Annotated in this window: 7 protein-coding genes; 6 read left to right on the top strand and 1 reads right to left on the bottom strand. The window is 64.9% G+C overall.

The window, feature by feature from the left end; all coding sequences use genetic code 11:
• Positions 1-2,735 precede the first annotated feature (2,735 nt).
• Positions 2,736-4,319: a chromosomal replication initiator protein DnaA gene (gene dnaA, locus QSK18_RS36345; protein ID WP_408623354.1), complete on the bottom strand. Its 1,584-nt coding sequence runs from the start codon at positions 4,317-4,319 to the stop codon at positions 2,736-2,738.
• A gap of 1,705 nt (positions 4,320-6,024) precedes the next feature.
• On the opposite strand from dnaA, the gene rpmH reads away from it, so the two are divergent.
• The 6 genes from rpmH to rsmG all read left to right on the top strand — a co-directional run bounded on the left by rpmH (position 6,025) and on the right by rsmG (position 9,761).
• Positions 6,025-6,162 carry a 50S ribosomal protein L34 gene (gene rpmH / locus QSK18_RS35275; protein WP_052528269.1) on the top strand — a complete coding sequence of 46 codons (138 nt, stop codon included), beginning with the start codon at positions 6,025-6,027 and terminating at the stop codon, positions 6,160-6,162.
• A 21-nt stretch (positions 6,163-6,183) separates the two neighbouring features.
• Positions 6,184-6,606 carry a ribonuclease P protein component gene (rnpA, locus tag QSK18_RS35280; protein WP_352396732.1) on the top strand — a complete coding sequence of 141 codons (423 nt, stop codon included), beginning with the start codon at positions 6,184-6,186 and terminating at the stop codon, positions 6,604-6,606.
• Between the two features lie 85 nt (positions 6,607-6,691).
• Positions 6,692-7,102: a membrane protein insertion efficiency factor YidD gene (gene yidD / locus QSK18_RS35285; protein WP_232811468.1), complete on the top strand. Its 411-nt coding sequence runs from the start codon at positions 6,692-6,694 to the stop codon at positions 7,100-7,102.
• A gap of 15 nt (positions 7,103-7,117) precedes the next feature.
• On the top strand, positions 7,118-8,200 hold the full coding sequence (yidC, locus tag QSK18_RS35290; protein ID WP_285628805.1) for a membrane protein insertase YidC: 1,083 nt from the start codon (positions 7,118-7,120) through the stop codon (positions 8,198-8,200).
• Between the two features lie 164 nt (positions 8,201-8,364).
• The gene (locus QSK18_RS35295; RefSeq protein WP_232811466.1) at positions 8,365-8,991 is read left to right on the top strand and encodes a Jag family protein; all 627 of its coding nucleotides are present in this window, start codon (positions 8,365-8,367) and stop codon (positions 8,989-8,991) included.
• Positions 8,992-8,996: 5 nt separating this feature from the next.
• Positions 8,997-9,761, top strand: a complete 765-nt coding sequence (gene rsmG, locus QSK18_RS35300; RefSeq protein ID WP_285628809.1) for a 16S rRNA (guanine(527)-N(7))-methyltransferase RsmG — start codon at positions 8,997-8,999, stop codon at positions 9,759-9,761.
• Positions 9,762-20,331: the final 10,570 nt, after the last annotated feature.

A 20,331-nucleotide genomic window follows, 5' to 3' on the forward strand; every position in this document is an offset into this window, starting at 1 on the left:
TCCCTGCCTCCCGGCCTTCCCTGCCTCCCGGCCTTCCCTGCCTCCCGGCCTTCCCTGCCTCCCGGCCTTCCCTGCCTCCCGGCCTTCCCTGCCTCCCGGCCTTCCCTGCCTCCCGGCCTTCCCTGCCTCCCGGCCTTCCCTGCCTTCCCGGCCCCCCGCCAGCCTCAGCTCCGAGGTTCGCGCTGCGTGCCGGTTGCGGGGCTCGGCTGCTGGATCCCGAACCGGGACTCGCCTGGGCGTCCACCTCAGGTCTGGCTGTCTGACGACCGATGAGGTCTTGCCAAGGCCAACGTTCGAGCAGACACTTGTCGTTCGAACATCTGTTCGACTCCTTGTTTATCCCCAGCCCACAGATTCTCGAAGTCCCGCTCGATCGCCCAAGCCAAATGTTCGCGGATTCACAACCTTCCTCAAGATAACTGTTTGGTGTTTGTAGTAGCGGTTGTGGAAACTGTTGATAACCCTCGTTTTTGCAGGTCACAGCCCTAAGGGCCTGTAGATAGATGGTGGATGAAATCGGGGTGTCCGTGGAAAGAAGGTGGACAAACTGGGGGAGACCCACAGGGTTGTCCCCAGTTTTCCACCGATGACCCACAGTTATCCACACTTCATCCCCAGGAATCAGGCCTTTATCCACGCCTTTATCCACGGGCCAAAATCGCGAGTTATCCACTGGCCGGCCGCCGGTTGTCCACGGGCTGTAGATAACTGCCACCGTCCCCTAGAACCAGCCTCAAGTTTGGCCGTTTTGGCCGGTGAGAGGCTTACCCACAAAAGCGCAGCCCTGTGGGTAACTCCTGTGGACAGTCGGGATCCACACCAGTTCATCCACAGACTTCTCCCCACCTGTGCGCGAAACGCCTAGTTTTTCCACGGCTGTGCACAACGCTCCGAGCCCTGTGGATAAGTGGCAACTCGAGGCCAGCAAAGGGCTTTCGCCGACAGCGCCCCGTGTCAGGCCCTCTCAGGGTCTGTTTTCCACAGTTTTTGTCCCCAGTCTGTACACAGTGTGGACAGACCTTCCAGGTCCCGGCCCCCCAGAACACCGCTGCGAGGCCACAACTTTGGCCTCTGAACTGGGCGGACAGTCTCCAACCGGAACTGTGGAGAGCTGTTTTTGCCCGACCCTCATTTTGCCCCGGCTGTGGACAACCCGTGGATAACTCTGTGGGAAGACATATTGGCGTGGCAAATTCCCGCCAAAAACCAGCTCAGGCCGAGTCGAGGGCCCGGCGACTACTCAGAAGCGAATGAAGCTGTCTTTTGTGAGCGCCGCGCAAAAATGACCGCTCGCCGTGAGGTTTTTGCCCTAGGGAAGGTATGTGGATGGCCACCGGGCACAGTTTTTGTCTACGGCGCTGAGGTCGCGCGCCTTACGCGAGGGCATGGATGGCTGCGCCGGCAGAGCCGTGGACTGCGGGCCGGATAGCAGATGCGGGGATTGCGTGCCCGAGCGGTGAAGGAGGTCGGTGCCGACGGGGCGACAAGGTGTGACCGACGTCGATCAGCAAGGTAGATACCGACTTGGCCTAAATGGTTGTCGACCTTGTGGTGCGGGCTCGACCTTCGGGGTGGGGAGGTGGTTCCCGACCTTCGGGGTGGGGAGGTGGCTACCGACCTTCGGGGTGGGGAGGTGGCTACCCACCTTGGGGTGGGGAAGTGGCTACCGACCTTGGGGTGGGGAGGTGGCTACCGACCTTGGGGCGGGCAGATGGCTACCGATCTGGAGTCGGCAAGGTGGTTGTGGGCCGTCTTGTTTGGGCAGGGCCGGTCTCGGTGGGGTGTGTGCGGCAGGGGCAATCGCTGGCCGGGGGACTTCTTTGGTCGCGGTGTTGGCGGGGGGCGGTCGCCAGCCACGGTCTAGACAGGGCTGATGGTCGACCTGGGCGCTGGCGGGGTCGACCGCAGGGCTGACCGCCGGTCGGCGTGTTGGCGACTCAATCGTCGTCGGCGTGACTCCCGTTGGTGTTGGCGGGGCGCGACCTCGCACGGCCCAACGCCGTTTCGTGGTGCCCACTCCCAGGATGGCCGCGGTGATGGTGTGGGTGGTCGTGTGGTGGTGAAGATCGGCGCATGAAAGCGTGCGGGGTGGTTCGGCCAAGGTGTTTGGACGGGGTGATCGCCGGCCGGGTGTTGGCACAAGGCGCTTTCGCTCAGGTGTTGGCGGCGGGCGAGCGAGGGGGCGATCACCGGCCAGAGCGTTGGGCAGGACTGGTGGCTAGCCCGGGTTTGACGAAGGCGGCTTTGGCCAGGTGTTGGCAGGGACGGTCGCCGGCCGAGGTTTTGGACACGGTCGATCGTGGACTGGCTGCTGGCGGGGCCGCTCTTGATGAGGTGATGGCAGGGGTGAATGCCGAGGGGGGTTTGGCGGGACAGGTTGCTGACGGCGGGGATCGGTGGGCGTAGCTGTAGGTCCAAGGGGCTCTAGTGCGATGGATAGCCATTGGCGCCGGCTCGTTGTCGGCCAGGTCGAGGCTCAGGGAGAAGGCGGGATAGCGGTGGCGCGCTGCAGGGTGAGCCAGGGCAGGTCGGCCGGTGCTCGGTCCCGTTGCCGAGCAGTCAGCCGTTGGCATACCGCGAGCTCGGACAGGCCGGCTGCTGCGCGGAGGAACGTACACAGCACGGGCGGAACGCGAACGGGGTTGTGGACCCACCCAGCCGCCCACTGTCGTCCACGGTTCGCTGGGGCCCGCCACGAGCGTCCTCAAATTGAGGATTACTGGCTGCTGCTCAGGTCAGGGCATGCGCGAGGTCTGCTTGATCCGGTTCGTGAGCTCGGTGACCTGGTTGTAGGTGGAGCGGCGTTCGGCCATCTGCGTGCGAATCTTGCGGTCGGCGTGGATGACCGTGGTGTGGTCGCGGCCACCGAACAGCTGGCCGATCTTCGGCAGGGAGAGGTCGGTCAGTTCGCGGCACAGGTACATGGCGATCTGGCGGGCGTTGCTCAGGGTGCGTGAGCGGGACGGGCCGCACAGGTCGTCGAGGGAGACGCTGAAGTAGGCCGCGGTCTGGGCCATGATCGTCGCCGAGGTGATCTCCGGGGTGTCGTCCGCGGGGATCAGGTCCTTGAGAACGATCTCGGCCAGGGAGAGGTCGACCGGCTGCCGGTTGAGGCTGGCGAACGCGGTCACCCGGATCAGGGCACCCTCGAGCTCGCGGATGTTGGTGGAGATCCGCGAGGCGATGTACTCCATCACCGCGTCGTTGACCTCGAGACGCTCGCCGATCGCCTTCTTGCGCAGGATGGCGATCCGGGTCTCCAGGTCGGGCGGCTGGACGTCGGTGATCAGGCCCCACTCGAAGCGGGAGCGCATCCGTTCCTCGAACCCGGCCAGCTGCTTGGGCGGCAAGTCGGAGGTGATCACCACCTGCTTGTTCGCGTTGTGCAGGGTGTTGAAGGTGTGGAAGAACTCCTCCTGGGTCTGCACCTTGTTCTGCAGGAACTGGATGTCGTCGATCAGCAGCACGTCGACGTCGCGGTAGCGGCGCTGGAAGGTGCTGGCCTTGTCGTCGCGGATGCTGTTGATGAACTCGTTGGTGAACTCCTCGGAGTTCACGTAGCGCACGCGGACCCCGGGGTAGAGGTTCATCGCGTAGTGCCCGATCGCGTGCATCAGGTGGGTCTTGCCCAGACCCGACTGGCCGTAGACGAACAGCGGGTTGTAGGCCTTGGCCGGAGCCTCGGCGACGGCGACCGCGGCGGCGTGGGCGAACCGGTTGCTGGCCCCGATGACGAACGTCTCGAACGTGTACTTCGCGTTCAGCCGGGCCGGCTCGACCGTGGGCTTGGTGGCGCGGTGGCGAGCCGGACGGTCTTCGGGGTGCGGCACGGGCTCGGAGTTGCCCGCGGGCAGACCGGTGGCCAGGCCGGCCGGGGAGTTGTTCTCCAGCGGCTTGGCCCGGTCGAGATTGCGAATGTCGATGATCGAGTCCGAGCTCTCGCCCCGGCCGGTGCGGAACCCGCTGTCAGGCTGTGGATTGCGCTCACGGCCGGTCGGGGATGCGGGGTTCTCGAAGCCGAACCTTCCCTCGCCGCCGCGGCGGTCGGGGTTGAACGAGTCCTGGCCGAACGAATCGCCCTGATAACCGAACAGGTCCTCCTGCAGCGGTTCCCCCGGCTGCGGCTCACGCTGGTCCGGCTGGTCGCCCGAGGGAAGCTCGCGGCTCTCTGTCGGCCGAGAGTTGCTCGCGTTGTCGGAACCCAGCTCACCCTCGGAACCGAACCGCTGGCGCTGCGGACGCTCGTACCCCTGGTCGGCCGGCTCACCGCCGGAGTTGCCCAGGTCGTAACGCGTGCCTTCGTGACGTCCGGGGTCCAGACGCGAGCCGTCGTAGCGGGTGCCGGAGTAACGGTCGGTCTCGAACCGGTCGTTGCCGGACTCGAAGTCGAAGCGGTCTGCTTCCGGACGTTCTTCCTGGACGCGATCTGCTTCCTGGCCGCCTTGAACAAGATGACCTAGGTCGTTCTCGTTGCGGGGGGCATCGGGCTGCTCGTCGTACCGGTTGTTCTGACGGAGCTCGCGCCGGCTCTCGTAGCGGGGGCGCTCGTTCTCGTAACGGTCACCGCGCTCGCCGCGCTCGGCCCGGTCGGAGTCGAGACGGCTGACGGGGTAGCTGCCGAACGTGCCGGGGTAGTCCTGCCGGTAGTCGGGCTGGATCGGCTGGTACTCGGCCGGGTACTCGTCCTGGTAGCGGTCGAAGTGGTTGCGCTCGGCCCGGTCGGTGCCGTCGGGACGCAGGTCACGCATGTCCGGAACGGCGCGGGGGGACTGCGGGTTGTTCCACGACCCGGGGCCCTCGACCGGCGCCTCGGCCCGGAAGTCGGCGCGAGGCGTACCGAAGCCGCTGTCGCCGGAACGGGACATCGGCCCGCGGACCTCGTAGGTGGCGTTCTCCTCGGAGTCGAACATCCGGATCCCGCCGGCGGGGGTACGCACGTGCACCGGCTCACCGCCGGCCAGCGACGAGTCGACCGTGACGGCCAGGCGGATCGGGATCCCGAGATGTTCCGAGAGCAGGCCGGTGATGGTGTCGCGGACCCGCTGCTCCAGGATCTCCTTGGTCAGGTCGTTGGGGACCGCGAGGATGGCGGTGCCGTCGAGCAGACCGACGGGCCGGGCGAGTCGCACGAAGGCGCGCTGCTGCGGAGTCACGCCCACTGAGTCGAGCGAGTCGAGGGCCCGGCGCCAGACTGAGGGAAAGTCCTCGTTCGGCGATGCCACGCCGCTCACCTCCGTTACCAGTCCGTACGCGGTCGTTCTTCCACAGCGTTGTCCACACCCTGTGCATGAACGAGAGGCCGGACCGGTCCAGTGTGCACTCGAGCCCGGTCGAACCCGCCGGTGACCCCCGCTGCAGTCAGCTGGGACCCCCGGTTCGCACCGCCCGTCCACAAGTCAATGACCAGCCAGTTCGGCGTGTCGTTGCGGGTCACGGAAGCGCAAGAGAGGACGATAGCCGCTCGGACCGGACCTTGGGGGCGGCCGTCGTCCGACCGGGCGCCGAGCGGAGTACCGGCAAATCCGATTCGTCCGCTCCCACCTGCCAGGTTGTGGATAACTACGCGACGCAGATCACATCGGATTCGGGTCTGGATCTGCACGTGACGCCACGTTGCCCGGCCGTTCAGGCCCCGGAAGCTCCTCGTTCAGCCGCCGTCGCGGCGGCCGGAGGACGGCCGATGCAGTCCAGGTGCCATACCTGTGGCCCGGTCGAGCTCGCGCCGGGATCGTCCCGTTCGCGGGTTGTTCGCGACGGCGGCGTTGCCGCCGGCTTTGATCAGTGCTTTGATCGACGAATCGCCGTGCCGAAGGCCGCGCCCCGGGTGTGAGTTTGACCGAGGGCGCGTGCGCCCGTACCGTGAGAGGGCTTGACGGCGACCTCTCTTCGCATGTCCACGCAGACCTTGCGCGGGCGTCCGATGGAGGTCGGTGTCAGCGGTCGATGTCATTCCGGCACGGCCGCGCCGACTGCAAAAGCATGCGCACTGACACTGCGTTGAATTAACTGCATGGGAGTCCTCAGGTGAGCAAGCGGACGTTTCAGCCGAACAACCGGCGCCGTTCCAAGACGCACGGTTTCCGCCTGCGTATGAGCACCCGCGCCGGCCGCGCCATCCTGGCCGCCCGCCGCCGGAAGGGTCGCGCGGAACTCTCCGCCTGATTCGGCCGTCCCGGTCTCAGGGTGCTTCCCGGCGCTCACCGGATGCGACACAGCAGCGATTTTTCCGCTGCTGTGCGCAAAGGCCGTCGCGCCGGTCGGCAATCCCTGGTCATCCATCTGAACCGCACTGGTTCGGATCCGGCCTCGCCGGCACGAGTGGGTTTCGTCGTGTCCAAGGCGGTCGGCCCGGCGGTGGTGAGGAATCGCGTGAAGCGGCAACTGCGTCACATCACGAGAGAACGCCTGGCGGCGCTGCCGTCGGGCGCTCTTGTCGTGGTTCGGGCCAATCCCGCGGCAGCCGGTTCCACCACTCTCGCTGCGGATTTCGACAGCGCTCTGGCTGCGGCCCTGCGTAGTCCGGCCGGCACCGGCCCGGGCCCCGGCGGCCGCGGACGCCGTTCGTCAGGAACTGGTTCTTCAGGTACCGGGAGCCCTCGTGGCTGAGCCGCCGTCGGCAACCGCCGGGGACGAATCGTCCTCTGGTACTGCTCTTCGCCGGGCCACGGCACTGGTGGGCCGAGGTGCCCGCTTGCTCGCAAGCGTCCCCAAGTACCTGCTCATCGGTTTCCTGATGCTCTACCGCGCGCTGATCTCACCGCTCTACGGTCAGACCTGCCGCTTCTATCCGTCGTGCTCGCAGTACGCGCTCACCGCCGTGCAGCGGCACGGAGCCGTCCGCGGTTCCTGGCTGGCGGGGCGGCGTCTGCTGCGTTGCCACCCCTGGAACCCGGGTGGGATCGACCACGTTCCACCGGTCAGGAGCAAGGCCGGGGGTGAGCACGGGGTGTCTGACGAAGCCACTCCTTCTGCTGCGCCGGCGCAGGCCGACGCGCCCGCGTCACTCGCCACCGAGCCCGAGTCGCCCGATCCCGGGGCGAGAAGCCGGGTGGCTCCTACTGACCAGAACTGCGCGCCGTCCGCCTCGCGACGTGCCGCCTGATCCGGCGAGGAGCCGATGCAGATCCTGAGACCCCTCGAGTACGCCGTTGCCTGGATCATGGTGCAATGGCACTCCCTGTTCACTGCGATCGGCCTGCCCGAGGATTCCGGTTGGACCTGGGCGCTCGCCATCGTCGGTCTGGTGATCGTCATCCGGATCATCCTGATCCCGCTGTTCGTGAAGCAGATCAAGGCTTCCCGCGGGCTCCAGCTGATCCAGCCGGAACTGCGCAAGATCCAGGCGAAGTACAAGGGCAAGACGGATCCTGACTCCCGTCAGAAGATGACGCAGGAAACGATGTCGCTCTACCGGGAGTCGGGCACCAACCCGTTCGCCTCCTGCCTGCCGATCCTGCTCCAGGCCCCGATCTTCTTCGCCCTGTTCCGGGTGCTCAACGGCAACTTCGCGATCGGCCCGCTGACGCCGGAACTGCGCGAGCAGCTGAACTCCTCCACCCTCTTCGGGTCGGCGCTGTCGGACACCTTCCTGAAGTCGGACGACCTGGGCACCAAGGCCCTGACCGTCGTCCTGATCATCCTGATGTCGGCCGCGACCTTCATGACGCAGCGCCAGCTGATGATGAAGAACATGCCGGCCGCCGCGCTGGACAACCCGTTCGCGCAGCAGCAGAAGATCCTGCTCTACGTGCTGCCGCTGATCTTCGCGGTCTCCGGCGTGAACTTCCCGATCGGTGTGCTGCTGTACTGGCTCACCACCAACGTGTGGTCGATGGGTCAGCAGTTCTACGTGATCCGGCGGATGCCGGCTCCGGGCTCGCCCGCCGAGAAGGCTCTCAACGAGCGCCGGGCCAAGCGGGGCAAGCCGCTGCTGGGCATGGGCGCGGTCGAGGCCGAGGAAGCCAAGGCCAAGGAAGAGGCCGCGGCCGCCGCTCCTCAGCGGGTGCAGCCGAAGAAGCAGACCAAGGCCCAGCGGGCGAAGCAGGGCACTGCCGGCCAGGTGGCGAAGAAGGACGACAACGCCACTGGTCAGGCGCCGACGGCCGAGCCGTCCTCGGACGGGCACGCCCCCGTCCCCGGCTCGCCCGGGGCCACGAAGAAGTCCGCGCGTAAGAAGAGCGGCAGCCAGAAGAGCACCTGAGCGCCGGATCGATCGGCGTAGCGACCGGAACTCCCCGTGCACGTAGGGGAGTCCCGGTCGCGGATCGTTCGTCAGACAGCATGGAATTCATGTGGCCGGTCGTTGGGGACGACCGGTGCCAGGCTTGCCGTTCGGCGGGCCGGCTGCGATGTGAGGAGACGTTCATGGAGAGCGGCGAACAGGCCGAAGCAGTGACGGTCCAGGATCGTCCCGCGGACGAGGCGGAGCCCGCGGTGGCGGTCGACGAGACCGTGGCGGGGGAGACTGACGAAGGCGCTGCCGGCGGTGCCAAGAAGTCCCGCTCGCGGGCCTCGATCAAGGACCTCGAGGAAGAGGGCGAGGTCGCCGCCGACTACCTCGAAGAGTTCCTGGACATCGTGGACGTCGACGGAGACATCGACATCGACGTCGAGAACGGCCGGGCGTCGGTGGCCATCGTCGGGGACGGCGGTAGCGAGCGTGCCCTGCGTCGTTTCGTCGGTTCCAGCGGTGAGGTGCTGGAAGCCCTGCAGGAGCTGACCCGGCTGGCCGTGCAGGCCAACACGGGCGAGCGCAGCCGGCTGATGCTGGACGTGGCGGGCTACCGGGCCCAGCGCCGCACCCAGCTCACCGAGAAGGCCACCAAGGTGTGCCAGCAGGTCAAGAACTCGGGCAAGTCCGTCGCGATGGAACCGATGAGCGCCTTCGAGCGCAAGATCGTGCACGATGTGGTGGCCGAGGCCGGGCTGACCAGCGAGTCCGAAGGCGTCGACCCGAACCGGCACGTCGTCGTGCTGCCGGCCGAGTCCTGAGCTTCGTGCCCGTCGAACCCACCGAGGCAGAGGCGGCTGCGGCCCGGACCGTTTTCGGGCCCCGCCTCGACCTCGCGCATGCGTACGCACAGGCCCTGGCAACTGCCGGGGTCGAACGCGGTCTGATCGGTCCCCGCGAGGCGGAGCGGATCTGGGAGCGCCATCTTCTGAACTGCGCGGTGCTCCAGGAGCTGATCCCGGCTGACGTCGAGGTCGGCGACGTCGGGAGCGGTGCTGGACTGCCGGGAATCCCGGTGGCCATCGCCCGGCCGGATCTGACGGTGTACCTGATCGAGCCGATGCTGCGCCGCACCACCTGGCTGCGGGAGATCGTGGCGGAGCTCGAGCTGAGCAACGTGGAGATCATCCGGGGTAAGGCCCACATCGTCGCTGAGTCGGGGCAGCATTTCGACGTCGTCACCTCACGTGCCGTTGCAGCGTTGCCGACGCTGGCCGAGTGGTCGATGCCCCTGGTCCGCAAGGACGGGCAGCTGATGGCGATCAAGGGGGACACTGCCCAGGAGGAGCTGACGGCCGCCGGCGAGGTTCTGGCTGCCTATGGCGCTGCTTCGTCCGAGGTCGTGCACTGTGGAGAAGCGGTGCTGGGTACGCCTACTACTGCTGTCCGCATCGTGGCCGGCCGTACCGGGCAGGTGTTGAAAAAGAAGAAGGCCGCTACGCCGCCGAGCAAGTCGGCCGGTGCTGGCGGTGCTGGCGGTGCTGGCGGTGCTGGTAAGAAGCGCGCTCCCTCTGGTGGACGTCGCCGTTAGTTTGTTGGCTGCGCCTGGCCCCGATTCTGCGGTTCGCCGCTGAGTCGGGGCTTTGCCGTTTTGGCCATGGGGTCCTGGCATCCGGGCATGTTGCTGTGCGGCCTTTGGGTGTCCGATTTAGGACGTCTTGTGCGCAGCCTTGGTCACCTGCAGTTACCAATTCGATGGTCGCGTTCGGTTGTGCACAGTGCTGCCGACACCTGTGTACAGACCTGTGGATAACTCTTGTGGATATGAGTCCCTGACTGTCGGTGGATGAGCCGGCTGGGGGCTTGCGTGAAGGCCTGCCATTTCACGACGTGGGTTTGACCTGCGGGTTCGTGTTCAGGAGGCCACTGTCCGGCGTTTGGGGAGGCCTGGGGTCGAAGGCTGTGCACAACGGGCTGGCCTTGTGGAAAAGCCCGTCGCCGGGGCGAGGGCGATTCGCTTTCCACAAGGGTGTGGAGTTCTCGGTTTGGTCACGGTGAGGCAGCTTATTTTGGACGGTTGTGGTGGCCGCGCGCCTCGCGGCTGGTTACGTGCTGGCTGGGTGCGAGACATCTGAGGTTCTTGCCGTAGTTACGGGCGTTCGCGCGGGGGACCTGGGCCTAGCTCAGCTCCGTCGTCGGCATAAGGCAGCTGTCGTTCGGGCCCGACTACAGGAGTCCGGGCTGCGGGGTCCTTCTGTTCGGGGCCTGGCCGAGGATGTAGCTCGGTGCAGTTACGGGGGTTGGATTCCGGCACTTACTTACCTCTGAAGAGATGCGGCGTGCGTCAGCCTCTGTTTGGCGCTGTGCGCACCGCTTGTCTGCGTTAGCCCTCGAGCTACCTTCCGGAACGAATGGGCCTGGGACGCATGGGCGTGAAGCCGAGGTAGCTCGGACTCGGGGATTGTGTGGCCGTCGTTCTGCTGCCACGGGCGGTCTTCCAGCGACCCCATTGATCTTCGTCAGAAGCACGTGCATTCGATGCCGATGGCGGACATGGCTACCCGGGTCAGTGCGGGCATGGGGACAGGCCATTCACCTCTCTAGCAGTTCGGCTCTGCCAGCGCTTCGTTGGCCGGGCCCCTAATGACGGCATCTGTCCTGCGCCTACAGCATGAGGGCCAGCGAACCCCATCTGCGGAGGGTGTCTCCGCGCCATGGTTGGCCGCGACAAGACCACTTCCTTCACTGAAGCGCAGACTTCTGCCAGGTACCACTGCATCGCTGATCGCCAGCAAATCGCGGACGAGCGCGAACTTGAATGCAGCCGGTTTGGTCTTGCTATCCGGTTCATGACGTAGAGCCGCCTGTCGCCGCCCAAGCGCGGCGACAGGCGGGTCCGCGACAAGGCCCTACGATCGCTCTCATGGGTTGCCTAGCGCATACGCCTGCCCCACTGAAGCAAAAGACCGCCGAGGTCCCGAGGCTGCCGGCTTGTTTGGAGCTCGGGAGGCTGGGATGGGGGAGGTCCGTGATTGAGTGAAACCCGCTAGGACGTGGCTGGAAAGCCGCTTGGTCACGACTTGGTCCAAGACAGTTCGTGACTGTCTATGGCAGCGGATGTGTCGGTTCAGCGCCGTGTGATGTCTGGCGGAACTGCCAGGAGTCCAAGCGGGTGCCAAGGGCGAGCGATGGGGCGATGACACATGAAGGGCGACCTGCGTGCAGGGCTGATCTGGCAACCGTCGAGCGCCGGGGCCCAGCTAATGACAGCAGGGCCGGTTGGTGTAGTCGCGCCAATGTTTCACGTGAACCGTCCTGCTATCGCTGTCGGGGACTAGTTGACCTATTGGCCAGCCAAGGTCATCCACGGCCTCCTTCATAGGCACCGGCCCAAGGTAAGTAAGGATCCTGCGAGGACCTTTCCGGCATGACAGGGGCCCCTCCAACGGGCAGAAGACGCATTTTCCAGGGGGCAGCTGGCCCCAGAATCCGGCCATCAGGCCGGTGGCGGTCCATGCGTGATTCACGTGAAACGGAGACGAATGCGCGCAGGCTATCTGGGGAAGACAACAGACGCAGCGCGCTAAAGCCGCACTGGGGTCGCGTGACGCCCGCCTGGGCTCAGCCCCGGATCACTGCAGGAGACTCGACCCACTCTTCCCAACGGCTGGCGAAGTGCTGACTGACGCCAGTCGAACCCAAGTCGGTGCGGCTGCTTGCGAGCCGCCCGTGGGCTTCATTGCCACGGGGAGTGAGTGCTAGGTGGGGAGATCGCCATTGCCGCGACCGCGCACCACGGCATACAGGAAACCCTTCCGCCGGAAGCTCCACAACCCAGCGCGCGGATAGATACAGACGTAGGCAGACTCGCTGGCTAACTAGCCATGAGTCATTCTTAGGTTCCTGTCACCGCAGGACTGGAGCCTTTCTGTCCGCTGGCCCAGGAAGGTGTGCGTACCCAGCTCATTTCAACGGTCGACGGCGATTGGGCACTGCTGGTTGGAGAGCCACACGCAGGAGATGCGGGCTGTCGGCCTGCGCAGAAGTGCTGCGGTTGCCGTACGGGAAAGGGATGCGTCAACTGCCGGCTCCGTCCGCGCCCGGGTAGCCGTCCCGCAAGCGATGAGAGCGAATCACGAGGGCCTGTCATCCGGCGTGCCGTTCCTCACCGGCCGGTCGGACCATCAAGCGTCCGAATCGGGTGAGCTTTCTGGCGACAAGGTCGGCACCGCGCGACTACCGGCAGCGGCCGTTGACACCGTCTGGACACGACAGCGCGGCCACTTGCAAAGGCCCGGAGGCTCCCTAAAGGTCAACCGACGCCCAAGCTCAGCAGATGGCCGTGCCCATCGTCTCTGCGCCTCCTCTGTCGGCACAACCGCAGCAGCATGACATCCCAGACTGGTCTGGGTGGCTGGCCGTGATGGCGCTCAGGTGAACCCCCCGGGGCTGCTCCGGCGACTTTCGTTGAGCGCAATCAGGCCGCCGCCCGCAGTGATCGGCCGACGAGCTGGCGAGTAGGGATGACTCGCGTAGACCTCTTCAGAGCCTGGGCGGCCCTCAAAGATGAAGGCTGCATGAGCGCGCTGCCGTCCCCTAGCGCTGCCGCTCATGAGACCGCAGGGGAGTCTTGGGTGAGCGGCCGCTCTGGGGACAGCCATTCAATCCCGAGACCAGATTTGGCTGGACTGTCTGCACAGCTGCAAGCGCGTGAAGGCTCTGCCCTCTTGGCCGGTTCGCCGAAACCCGCGACCGGTTGCTGAAGTGCTATCTACGGGCCCAGGCACATTGATTGCCTGACGGAGACGGAACAGTCCACCCGCACGTCACGAGAGCGAATTATGGCGACAGCCCTGGGCTTGCCTGCCGCCAGATCAGGTGCCCGGTGGATGCCCTGTGGGGCCAGCGGGCGCCAGCGCCCTAGACGATCGATGTCTGGATCGGGACCCCGAAATACGCCAGTAGTCTCAGCGGTCTCGGTGGCCAGCCAGGCGCTGAAAACCCGTGAATGGACGAGCGCTATCAAAGAGCCGCCGGCATGAGTGGTCGTCTCCTTGGTGGACGTGGTGGACCGGCCGGTGAGTCACGAACACTGAGGCGGCCGCCATGTGCCACAAGGACCGCGGTCGCCGAGGTGTTTGGCTCGACGTCAGCATGCTCAGCCCGCGATGCCACAACGCGATATGCGGCAGACGACAGCCGGCCCGGTGCCAATTCACAGGTGACCCCGCGAGCGTCACCTCTGTCAGCGGTTATCGGTCTCGGCCACGCAGCGCAGACCAGGGCGCGATCGGCCTTCGAAGGATCGACGTGACCCAGCCCCTGCCTGCCAATCGCGACTCTGCAAGCCGCACAGGGGGTGTGCGAGGCGCACCAGTCGGCCTAGCCCTGCAGCAGCCCTAGCTTCAGTCGATCAGTCTCAATCGTCGCGAGCACATGAGCTGGGCCAGCCACCAGGGCAGGCCCCCTTCACAGTGCCTTACCGCTCAGTGACCATTTGGCAGATGCCACAGGACGTGGCCCTAGTGCCCAACGCCAGCCAGTCGAGGACTACTTGGGCCATGCATAGGCCAGCTGCGCCGATCCACAGTGACGACCGCTGCTCTGGCAGTGCCGGTCGCGGCCGGGCTGGCACAGCGAGCACCTCGTCCAGAACTGACAGCACGCCGTCGACACCCGCCGGGCGGCGGACCTCAGTCTGAATATCTGGGCCAGCGCCCACCCGGCCTACTTATGTTGCCCCTGCCATTCGAGAAGCAAGGATTGTTCCCTGTCCATTGTGACTAGGGGAGACCTTCGTGGCCCAAGCCAGCCCGTAAAGCTAACGTTCGGCGGGCCGACCGCGAGACTTGAAGGCGGCAATCCTCGGCATCCGTGGCCAGCCCGCCGCTCTCGTCGGGGCCCTCCCGCTATGAGCAGGGTTCGAGGCAAGTCACCAACTTCGTACCGCGATGGGGGCTCGATGGAGGGGCGAGGTGGGAAAGTCCGCTCAGCATTGCGCAAGGCATCTGAAGATCTCGAGGTGATCCACTGCTAGTCGGGCACAACAACCGAGGCCAACCCACATTCGAGCGGCATGCCCGAACGTCTATCGCGCGGCCAGGGATGCCGCCGAGAATCCACCCACGCCGATCTTCCTACCGCGTAAGCGTGCCAAGCGGCCCTTGGTCCGTGGCCGATGCTGGCATGCAGGCGGCCGACCGTGACCAACCAGGCCCAAGAAGCCCGCCATGGACCGGGCACAAGATGCAAGCATTGGGCCGCTACATGGCTTGATGGATTCGCAGCCAATGCTCGGCAGGCCATGCAGCGGCGTGGTTTGTTTTACGGACCGCCTCCTGCGCGGGGCATGCGACCGACAACAGTGCCCATCGGCCTCGCCATGTCGCCGGCCCGCATGTCCGAGTTCGTGGCGCTGCGGGCTGCCCTGTGCGCTGCTGAGAAGAGCGCCGACCGAGGCTTGAACACGGACCTGGCCACCAAGCCAAGCTTCACAGGCCCATCCGCGACCGATTGGAGAATCCTTGGGAGCTGTCGCCCCAGCATTGAGCCCAGTGCCGTCGCATCGATTGACCTATCAAGACTTGAGACGGGTTGGACGAGCCGCCGGTCATGAACTGATTAGACCGGTCACTGACCACCCGACTGATTGGGTCTCCTCGGTGGTCATCGCGATCAACTGCAGCGGCCACTTCCGCTCGTCGGGTTCAAGCACCCTTCGTACGCCACAAACCGGCGTAGGTGTGCACCCGGGATGGCGCACGCGGCAGCGCGACCCGAGAGTGTGAGCGCGGCTCGGTGACGTTCAAGGGACTGAATTGACGCGATTGAACTTGCCGGCTCAGACTCGTAGACCGAGGCCTGCTCGCTCGAGTACAGCGTCGCCGTCCGCTCAACAGGCCATCATCTGGATCCACTAGGCGAGGCCCACCTCGGCGCGGCCCGACCGCGCCAGTTCCTAACCCTGCACCAGCCCCGTGATGCGGAATACGGGGACCGCTATTCGCGCCTCGGCATGAGGTCGGCGCATAAAGATGTTGGGCGCATGGGAACGCCATGCGATCTGGCATAGCGAATGAGATGAACCAACTGCATGGTAAGGATGCGCCGGCACCGGTGGCTGAGGACGAGCACAGGTACAGAGAGGTCCCTGCCGCTACGCGCGTTTATGGTGGGGCTCGTCACGGCGAGCTGGGCATCGTGCCCGTGACTGCACTGACTGGACCATCTCTTCGTGTGCGTCGGTCGCTCACGATTGCGGGCCGCCGAGACAGCGTGTGCCAAGGCGCTTGCACAATCTCAGGCGCGGACCCTATGGGTCGGGGGTGCTGCCCAACTCGATCCCTCTCGGACGATGGATTGCTGATCGCGAGGTAGCGGCTCCGTTTCACGTGAATCAGCGGCGATGCCAAGACCGCTTCGTTGCGTGAGCTGAAGAGCGCCTGCAACTGTCGACGTGAACCATTGACCCTCAGGTGGCCCGGGCCCGGAATATGGACCGGCGGCGCGCAGGTCCAGCGAGAGGCCAGAGCGGGAGGCGCCGCCGGTCTGGCAAGAAGGTCATGAAGGTGGCCAGCGATGCAAGGGGGCAGTCTTCGACGAATCATCTGGCGCCCGCCACCATGGGCTACGGCCCCTCCTTCAAGGACCAAGAAGCGCTACGACACCTTGGGAAGACATGCCGATCTGCAACAGGTCGAAGCTGTACTTACTGCGTGCAAAATAAAGGGCGGGCGGAATAGCAAGCCCCTCCCGACGCCAATGGACGCTCTTCCCGCGCGCCGGCTACTCCGGCGCCTAGTCGCGATGGCAAAAACACGGACGATCCGTCTTGGCCAGTACGCAGCTACGCCACAACCAGCCTGCCAGTGGCTCGGATACAACTGGCTGCTCATACTCCTGAGCCCATGCTCTGTCGTATCCACAGCGCTAGAAACTCGACACCATGCTACGGCCCAAGGTGAACATCACTGATAGGTCAGATGCCCCTCTGAGCGTCGTAAGAGCGTGGGGCCGGTACATCAACTAATTTTCGTCCACTGAGAGGGACAGCGCCTCTGTTCTATTGACTCCGTCCTCCTGATCCCCCGGCATGCTTGGATGCCCACCGCCAGGTCCAAGGGCCCGCGTCACTCATCCTCGTCAAGCAGGGTCTCCGCCTCTTCCTCAATTCCATCGCCCTAGGTGGCAAGAACGGACTGGCTGCCGAGCCGGCCTGAGTGACCAAGAGCCCGGTAAATGCGATGGGCCGGATGCCCACCGGCCACGGGTTGGGGCCGGGGGTGACCGCCTCAATGTCGACCTCCGCCAAGGCTGCGTGGACCAGCTAGGCGCAAGGTTCAAGGGCACGTTGACGCCGTCCTAGGCGCACGACATCCAGACATGTCTGAGCGGAGCCATCGTGGCTTCCCGACCGGCGCTTTCTGGGTAAGCCATCTTGGCCGACCGCCAATCGAAGGTTGGACGTCAGATCGTGTCCCCATGCAGGCGGCAGAGCGCGGCCAGCGCTAGCTATCCAGTACCGAGCTATCCAATACAGAGTTATCCACCGCACTACCCACATGTGGATATCGAGCAATAGCAATCTGATGTCTGCCGGAGGCAGAGTCGCGCGGGAGGCCGACGGGGGCGAACGCGGGCTCAACTACAGATCCGAGGTGCTATCGATCGCTCTTCGGCCTCTGGCAGGTGCGCAGCATTGCCATCCCGGCTGCGCTTGAAAGGACTCGTCTTCCGGGCCGCGGTAGATGGATGGTGTTCGCGCAGAGGGTAGCTACCTCGCGGCACATCCGCTTACCCCACCGCTCATGGGCCTCGCCCTATGGAAGTCGCACCCTGCTTCTAGATAGACCAGGGGGTGATCGCGTAGAGGCGCGCTTCGAGCATGACCGATTGGCGCCGCCGCTCCTTGCGTGCACCTGCGCACTGCGCCAGGGCGGAGTTGAGCAACGCCGGTCGCCCGCAGGTCTGCCAGCCGTGCGCTTCTCTTGCGCAGTCGGATGTGAGCAGCCTCCGCCGTTCCACGTGAAACGACGACATGGCTAGCGCTCGTCTGGTCGGAGTCAGAAGCCTGTACTCGTGAATCCGGCCCTCAACGCTTGAGCAGCAAGATGGTCTGGCCAGCACCTATGGGCTCGGTTCCTGGCGGCCGGCCAGAACCCGACAGGGACGCGATCTTGGGCAGCGCGTATCGGGCTTAGGCTCTCAAGGCCAACGTTCGCCTGGGAAGGATGGCAAGGGAGAAACTGGCTTCCGGCCCGCTGGCCATGAACGTTCAGCGGCTTTCAAGGCTCACGGTCAGCCCACTGGCGCTCAGTTTCGCACCCAGTCGCCCCCTGACTGCGGTCGAAAAGAAACGAGCGCCAGCAAGACCCGCAGTGAGCATCTGGAACGACGCGGGATTTAAATGACCATGTTTGAGCTCAGATCCTTGCACCGTGGGTCGGCCGGCCCGAGCTCACCAGAGTATTGCGGTAGACCGCCTTCCAGGAGTCATCGCCTTGTCCCTACCCGCCGCGGGACAGCAAGGCCCTTGGTCGATCTTGAAGTTGCCTAGTTCTGAATGCCTAGGCAGCGCTCTTGCGTCAGTGCGCCTGACGCCCGGGCAACCTGGCCTCGAGCATTTCAGTGGATGCGGCCTACGGGTCTGTGGCATGAGACAACCCGCGACTATGGCTCAGCCCGATAGCGGGACCGTCATCCGTATGGCTCTTAGCTGTCGTCGCCTAGTCCCGGATGATCGCGGACAGAGCCGGCCAGCCGCAGCATGGGTCTTAGCTGCGACGCCCCCATGACAAGAGCATGGTGGCCAGTTGCCACGTGATCCTGTCGCACGAGGTTGGGTCAGACCGAGTCGGAAAGCCGTATCGGTCTGAAGGCAACCTGCGGTCGTGAGCCCCTTAAGCGCGTCGCCAGGACTTAGCTACGGCTGGTGGTTACTAACACCAGTTATCCCCAGGACTATCCACAGGGGTGTGAGCGACAACCTGCAGGTCAAACTGAGATCGAGGGCGCCCTGTCGCGTGTATCCACAGGCAAGACGCACCGTGTGGAAGACGCGCGGCAATCTTTGGAAAGTTCGACGAGCTGGTGAACAGGCACTGCGTCTACCCCCTCAAGCGACAGACATGCTGCCGCCGAGCGATTGCCCCAAAGGCAGTCGCGGGACGGAGGGGAGGAGCAGTGACCTGCACCGACTCGGATCTTCCGTGCTGTGAACCAGCCGATCGCTAACACGCCCGGTCCAATGAGAAGGCGTGTCTATGACGACGTGTGTCGTGCGGTAACAACTCACACACAGTGCAGACCCGTTCCAGCCCCACGATTGGCAAGCTGACTCATGCCATCAGAACGAGCAAGTGGCGGTCAGTTCGGTAGCTGGCACACATGCGTCCAATGGGCTCCGAAGGCTGGCGATCAGTGTGAGCGAACCGGCCTCGGCCGAATGACAATCGCCAACGTGTGGTCGATGGGGCAGCAGTTCTACGTGACCGGCGGATGCCGGCTCCGGGGTCGCCTGCCCAGAGGCCTCGTCGGCACCGGCAGTCGCACGTCCTTCCTTGAGGGCTGCCGGCCGTGCTCAATTTGAATGGCCGCGGAGTGAGGACGTTCAGGTAGAGGAGTCTGAAGATGAACTACGCGTGTAGTCAGGGCTGAAGCTGTCCGTCCATCGATAGTCTTCCCGCACCTGACCTCGGCGATCCCGCCGCCCGGGATGCTGGCGAACAGATCTATGCAGAGGATCGCGATTAGGTTCTTGCCGGTGGGGAAGAGCATCAGACCCCATGGCCAGCTCAAGCTCAACTTTGGCTGAGGAACTTAGCGTCCAACAGCGAACGCAATGAGCATCCTGTCTGAGCGGCACTGAAGTATCACCACTCGAACGCTTTCGTACAGACGAGTTGATGAAGCCCCGACGCGGGCCATGCGGCCAAAGATTCTCGCGACCCGAGCTCAGGGCTCTGCGAGGCCCAAACCCGGCCGGGAGCAAAGGGGCCTGCGGTCGTCCCGCTGCCCGTGGTGTATCCGTCCGCGCATAGGAAGGCGTTTGAGCTGCACAACGAGGTAGCCATGAGGGCCGCCACCCACAGCCTCGGTAAATCGCGAGCAAGCGACTGCTGCCGTGCAGGTGGATTAACTCGCTGGCCGGCCGTTGAAGTGATGGGCTCCATTGCAGCCAGCGGTCGTGTTTCACACCACCAATTCGCAAGGCTAACGAGCTGTACCTCCCGTTGGGTTCTTGACTGGACTATGAACGATCAACGTTCAATGAGCGAGTTGCCGAACTTGGACGACCAGGTGGCACCCACCTCCGGCAGGTTTCGGCAGTGCCCGTCCGGTGGCTTTTATGGAAGAGCGGTCGGCCGATCGACGCCCTCGAGGTGGGTCCAATTACTCTGGGATTGATTGCGGTTTGAGCCCGGGGCACAGGTGGCTTTCCAGTTGTCGGTCCGCCGTCCTGGCGGATGTGAGCGACGGCAGGCCTCCAGGTTCGAGCCATGAAATCGCGAACGTAGCCGCGACCAGCAGCGTGGGCTACGTACCCGTTTCACGTGGAACAGGTAAGTGCCGACGGGCGGCGGCACCGCGTTGTTGGTTCGGCTGCGTTGGCTGGGTACGCATCCCAGCGAGGTCTTCGGTACCAAGCCGCCAGCTATGCGTCACTGTCCCAGAACACGAATACCGCTACTTCGCTGAAGCCTTCCCGTACATTGTTGCTCTCCCGTAAGTGCCGATGTTTCGGCCTACCCAGGGGCTCGAGATAGTGATCCATCGGTGCCCGCCTCTGTGTTGCGACGGGCCTGCCGCGGGCGGCCGGAGCCATCGTCCGGCGGACGTCGACGATTCCAGGGGCACGTCAGAGTCAGGATCGTCGGCATGCGCGATACGGCTCGATGAATGCATGGAGGCGGTGGGCCCACGCCAAGGGGAGGGAAGATTGACGCCTGCAGTTCGGCCATCCTCTCCTGCTTACCAGAACGGTCATGTTCTCCCGGCCCATGGATGAACCCACGGCTCACCTCGTACGAGCGGACTAGTAGTGCTTTGTTAGGTTGGTACGAGTTGGTGGCATTGGGGGCAGATCCCGCGCCAGGTCGCGATCAGGTACTGGAGTTCGCGGAGGATGGCGTAGAGAGTGGGAGCTGCCCGCTGGCTTTTGG

The sequence above is a fragment of the Kineosporia sp. NBRC 101677 genome, assembly GCF_030269265.1.
Lineage (GTDB): Bacteria > Actinomycetota > Actinomycetes > Actinomycetales > Kineosporiaceae > Kineosporia > Kineosporia rhizophila.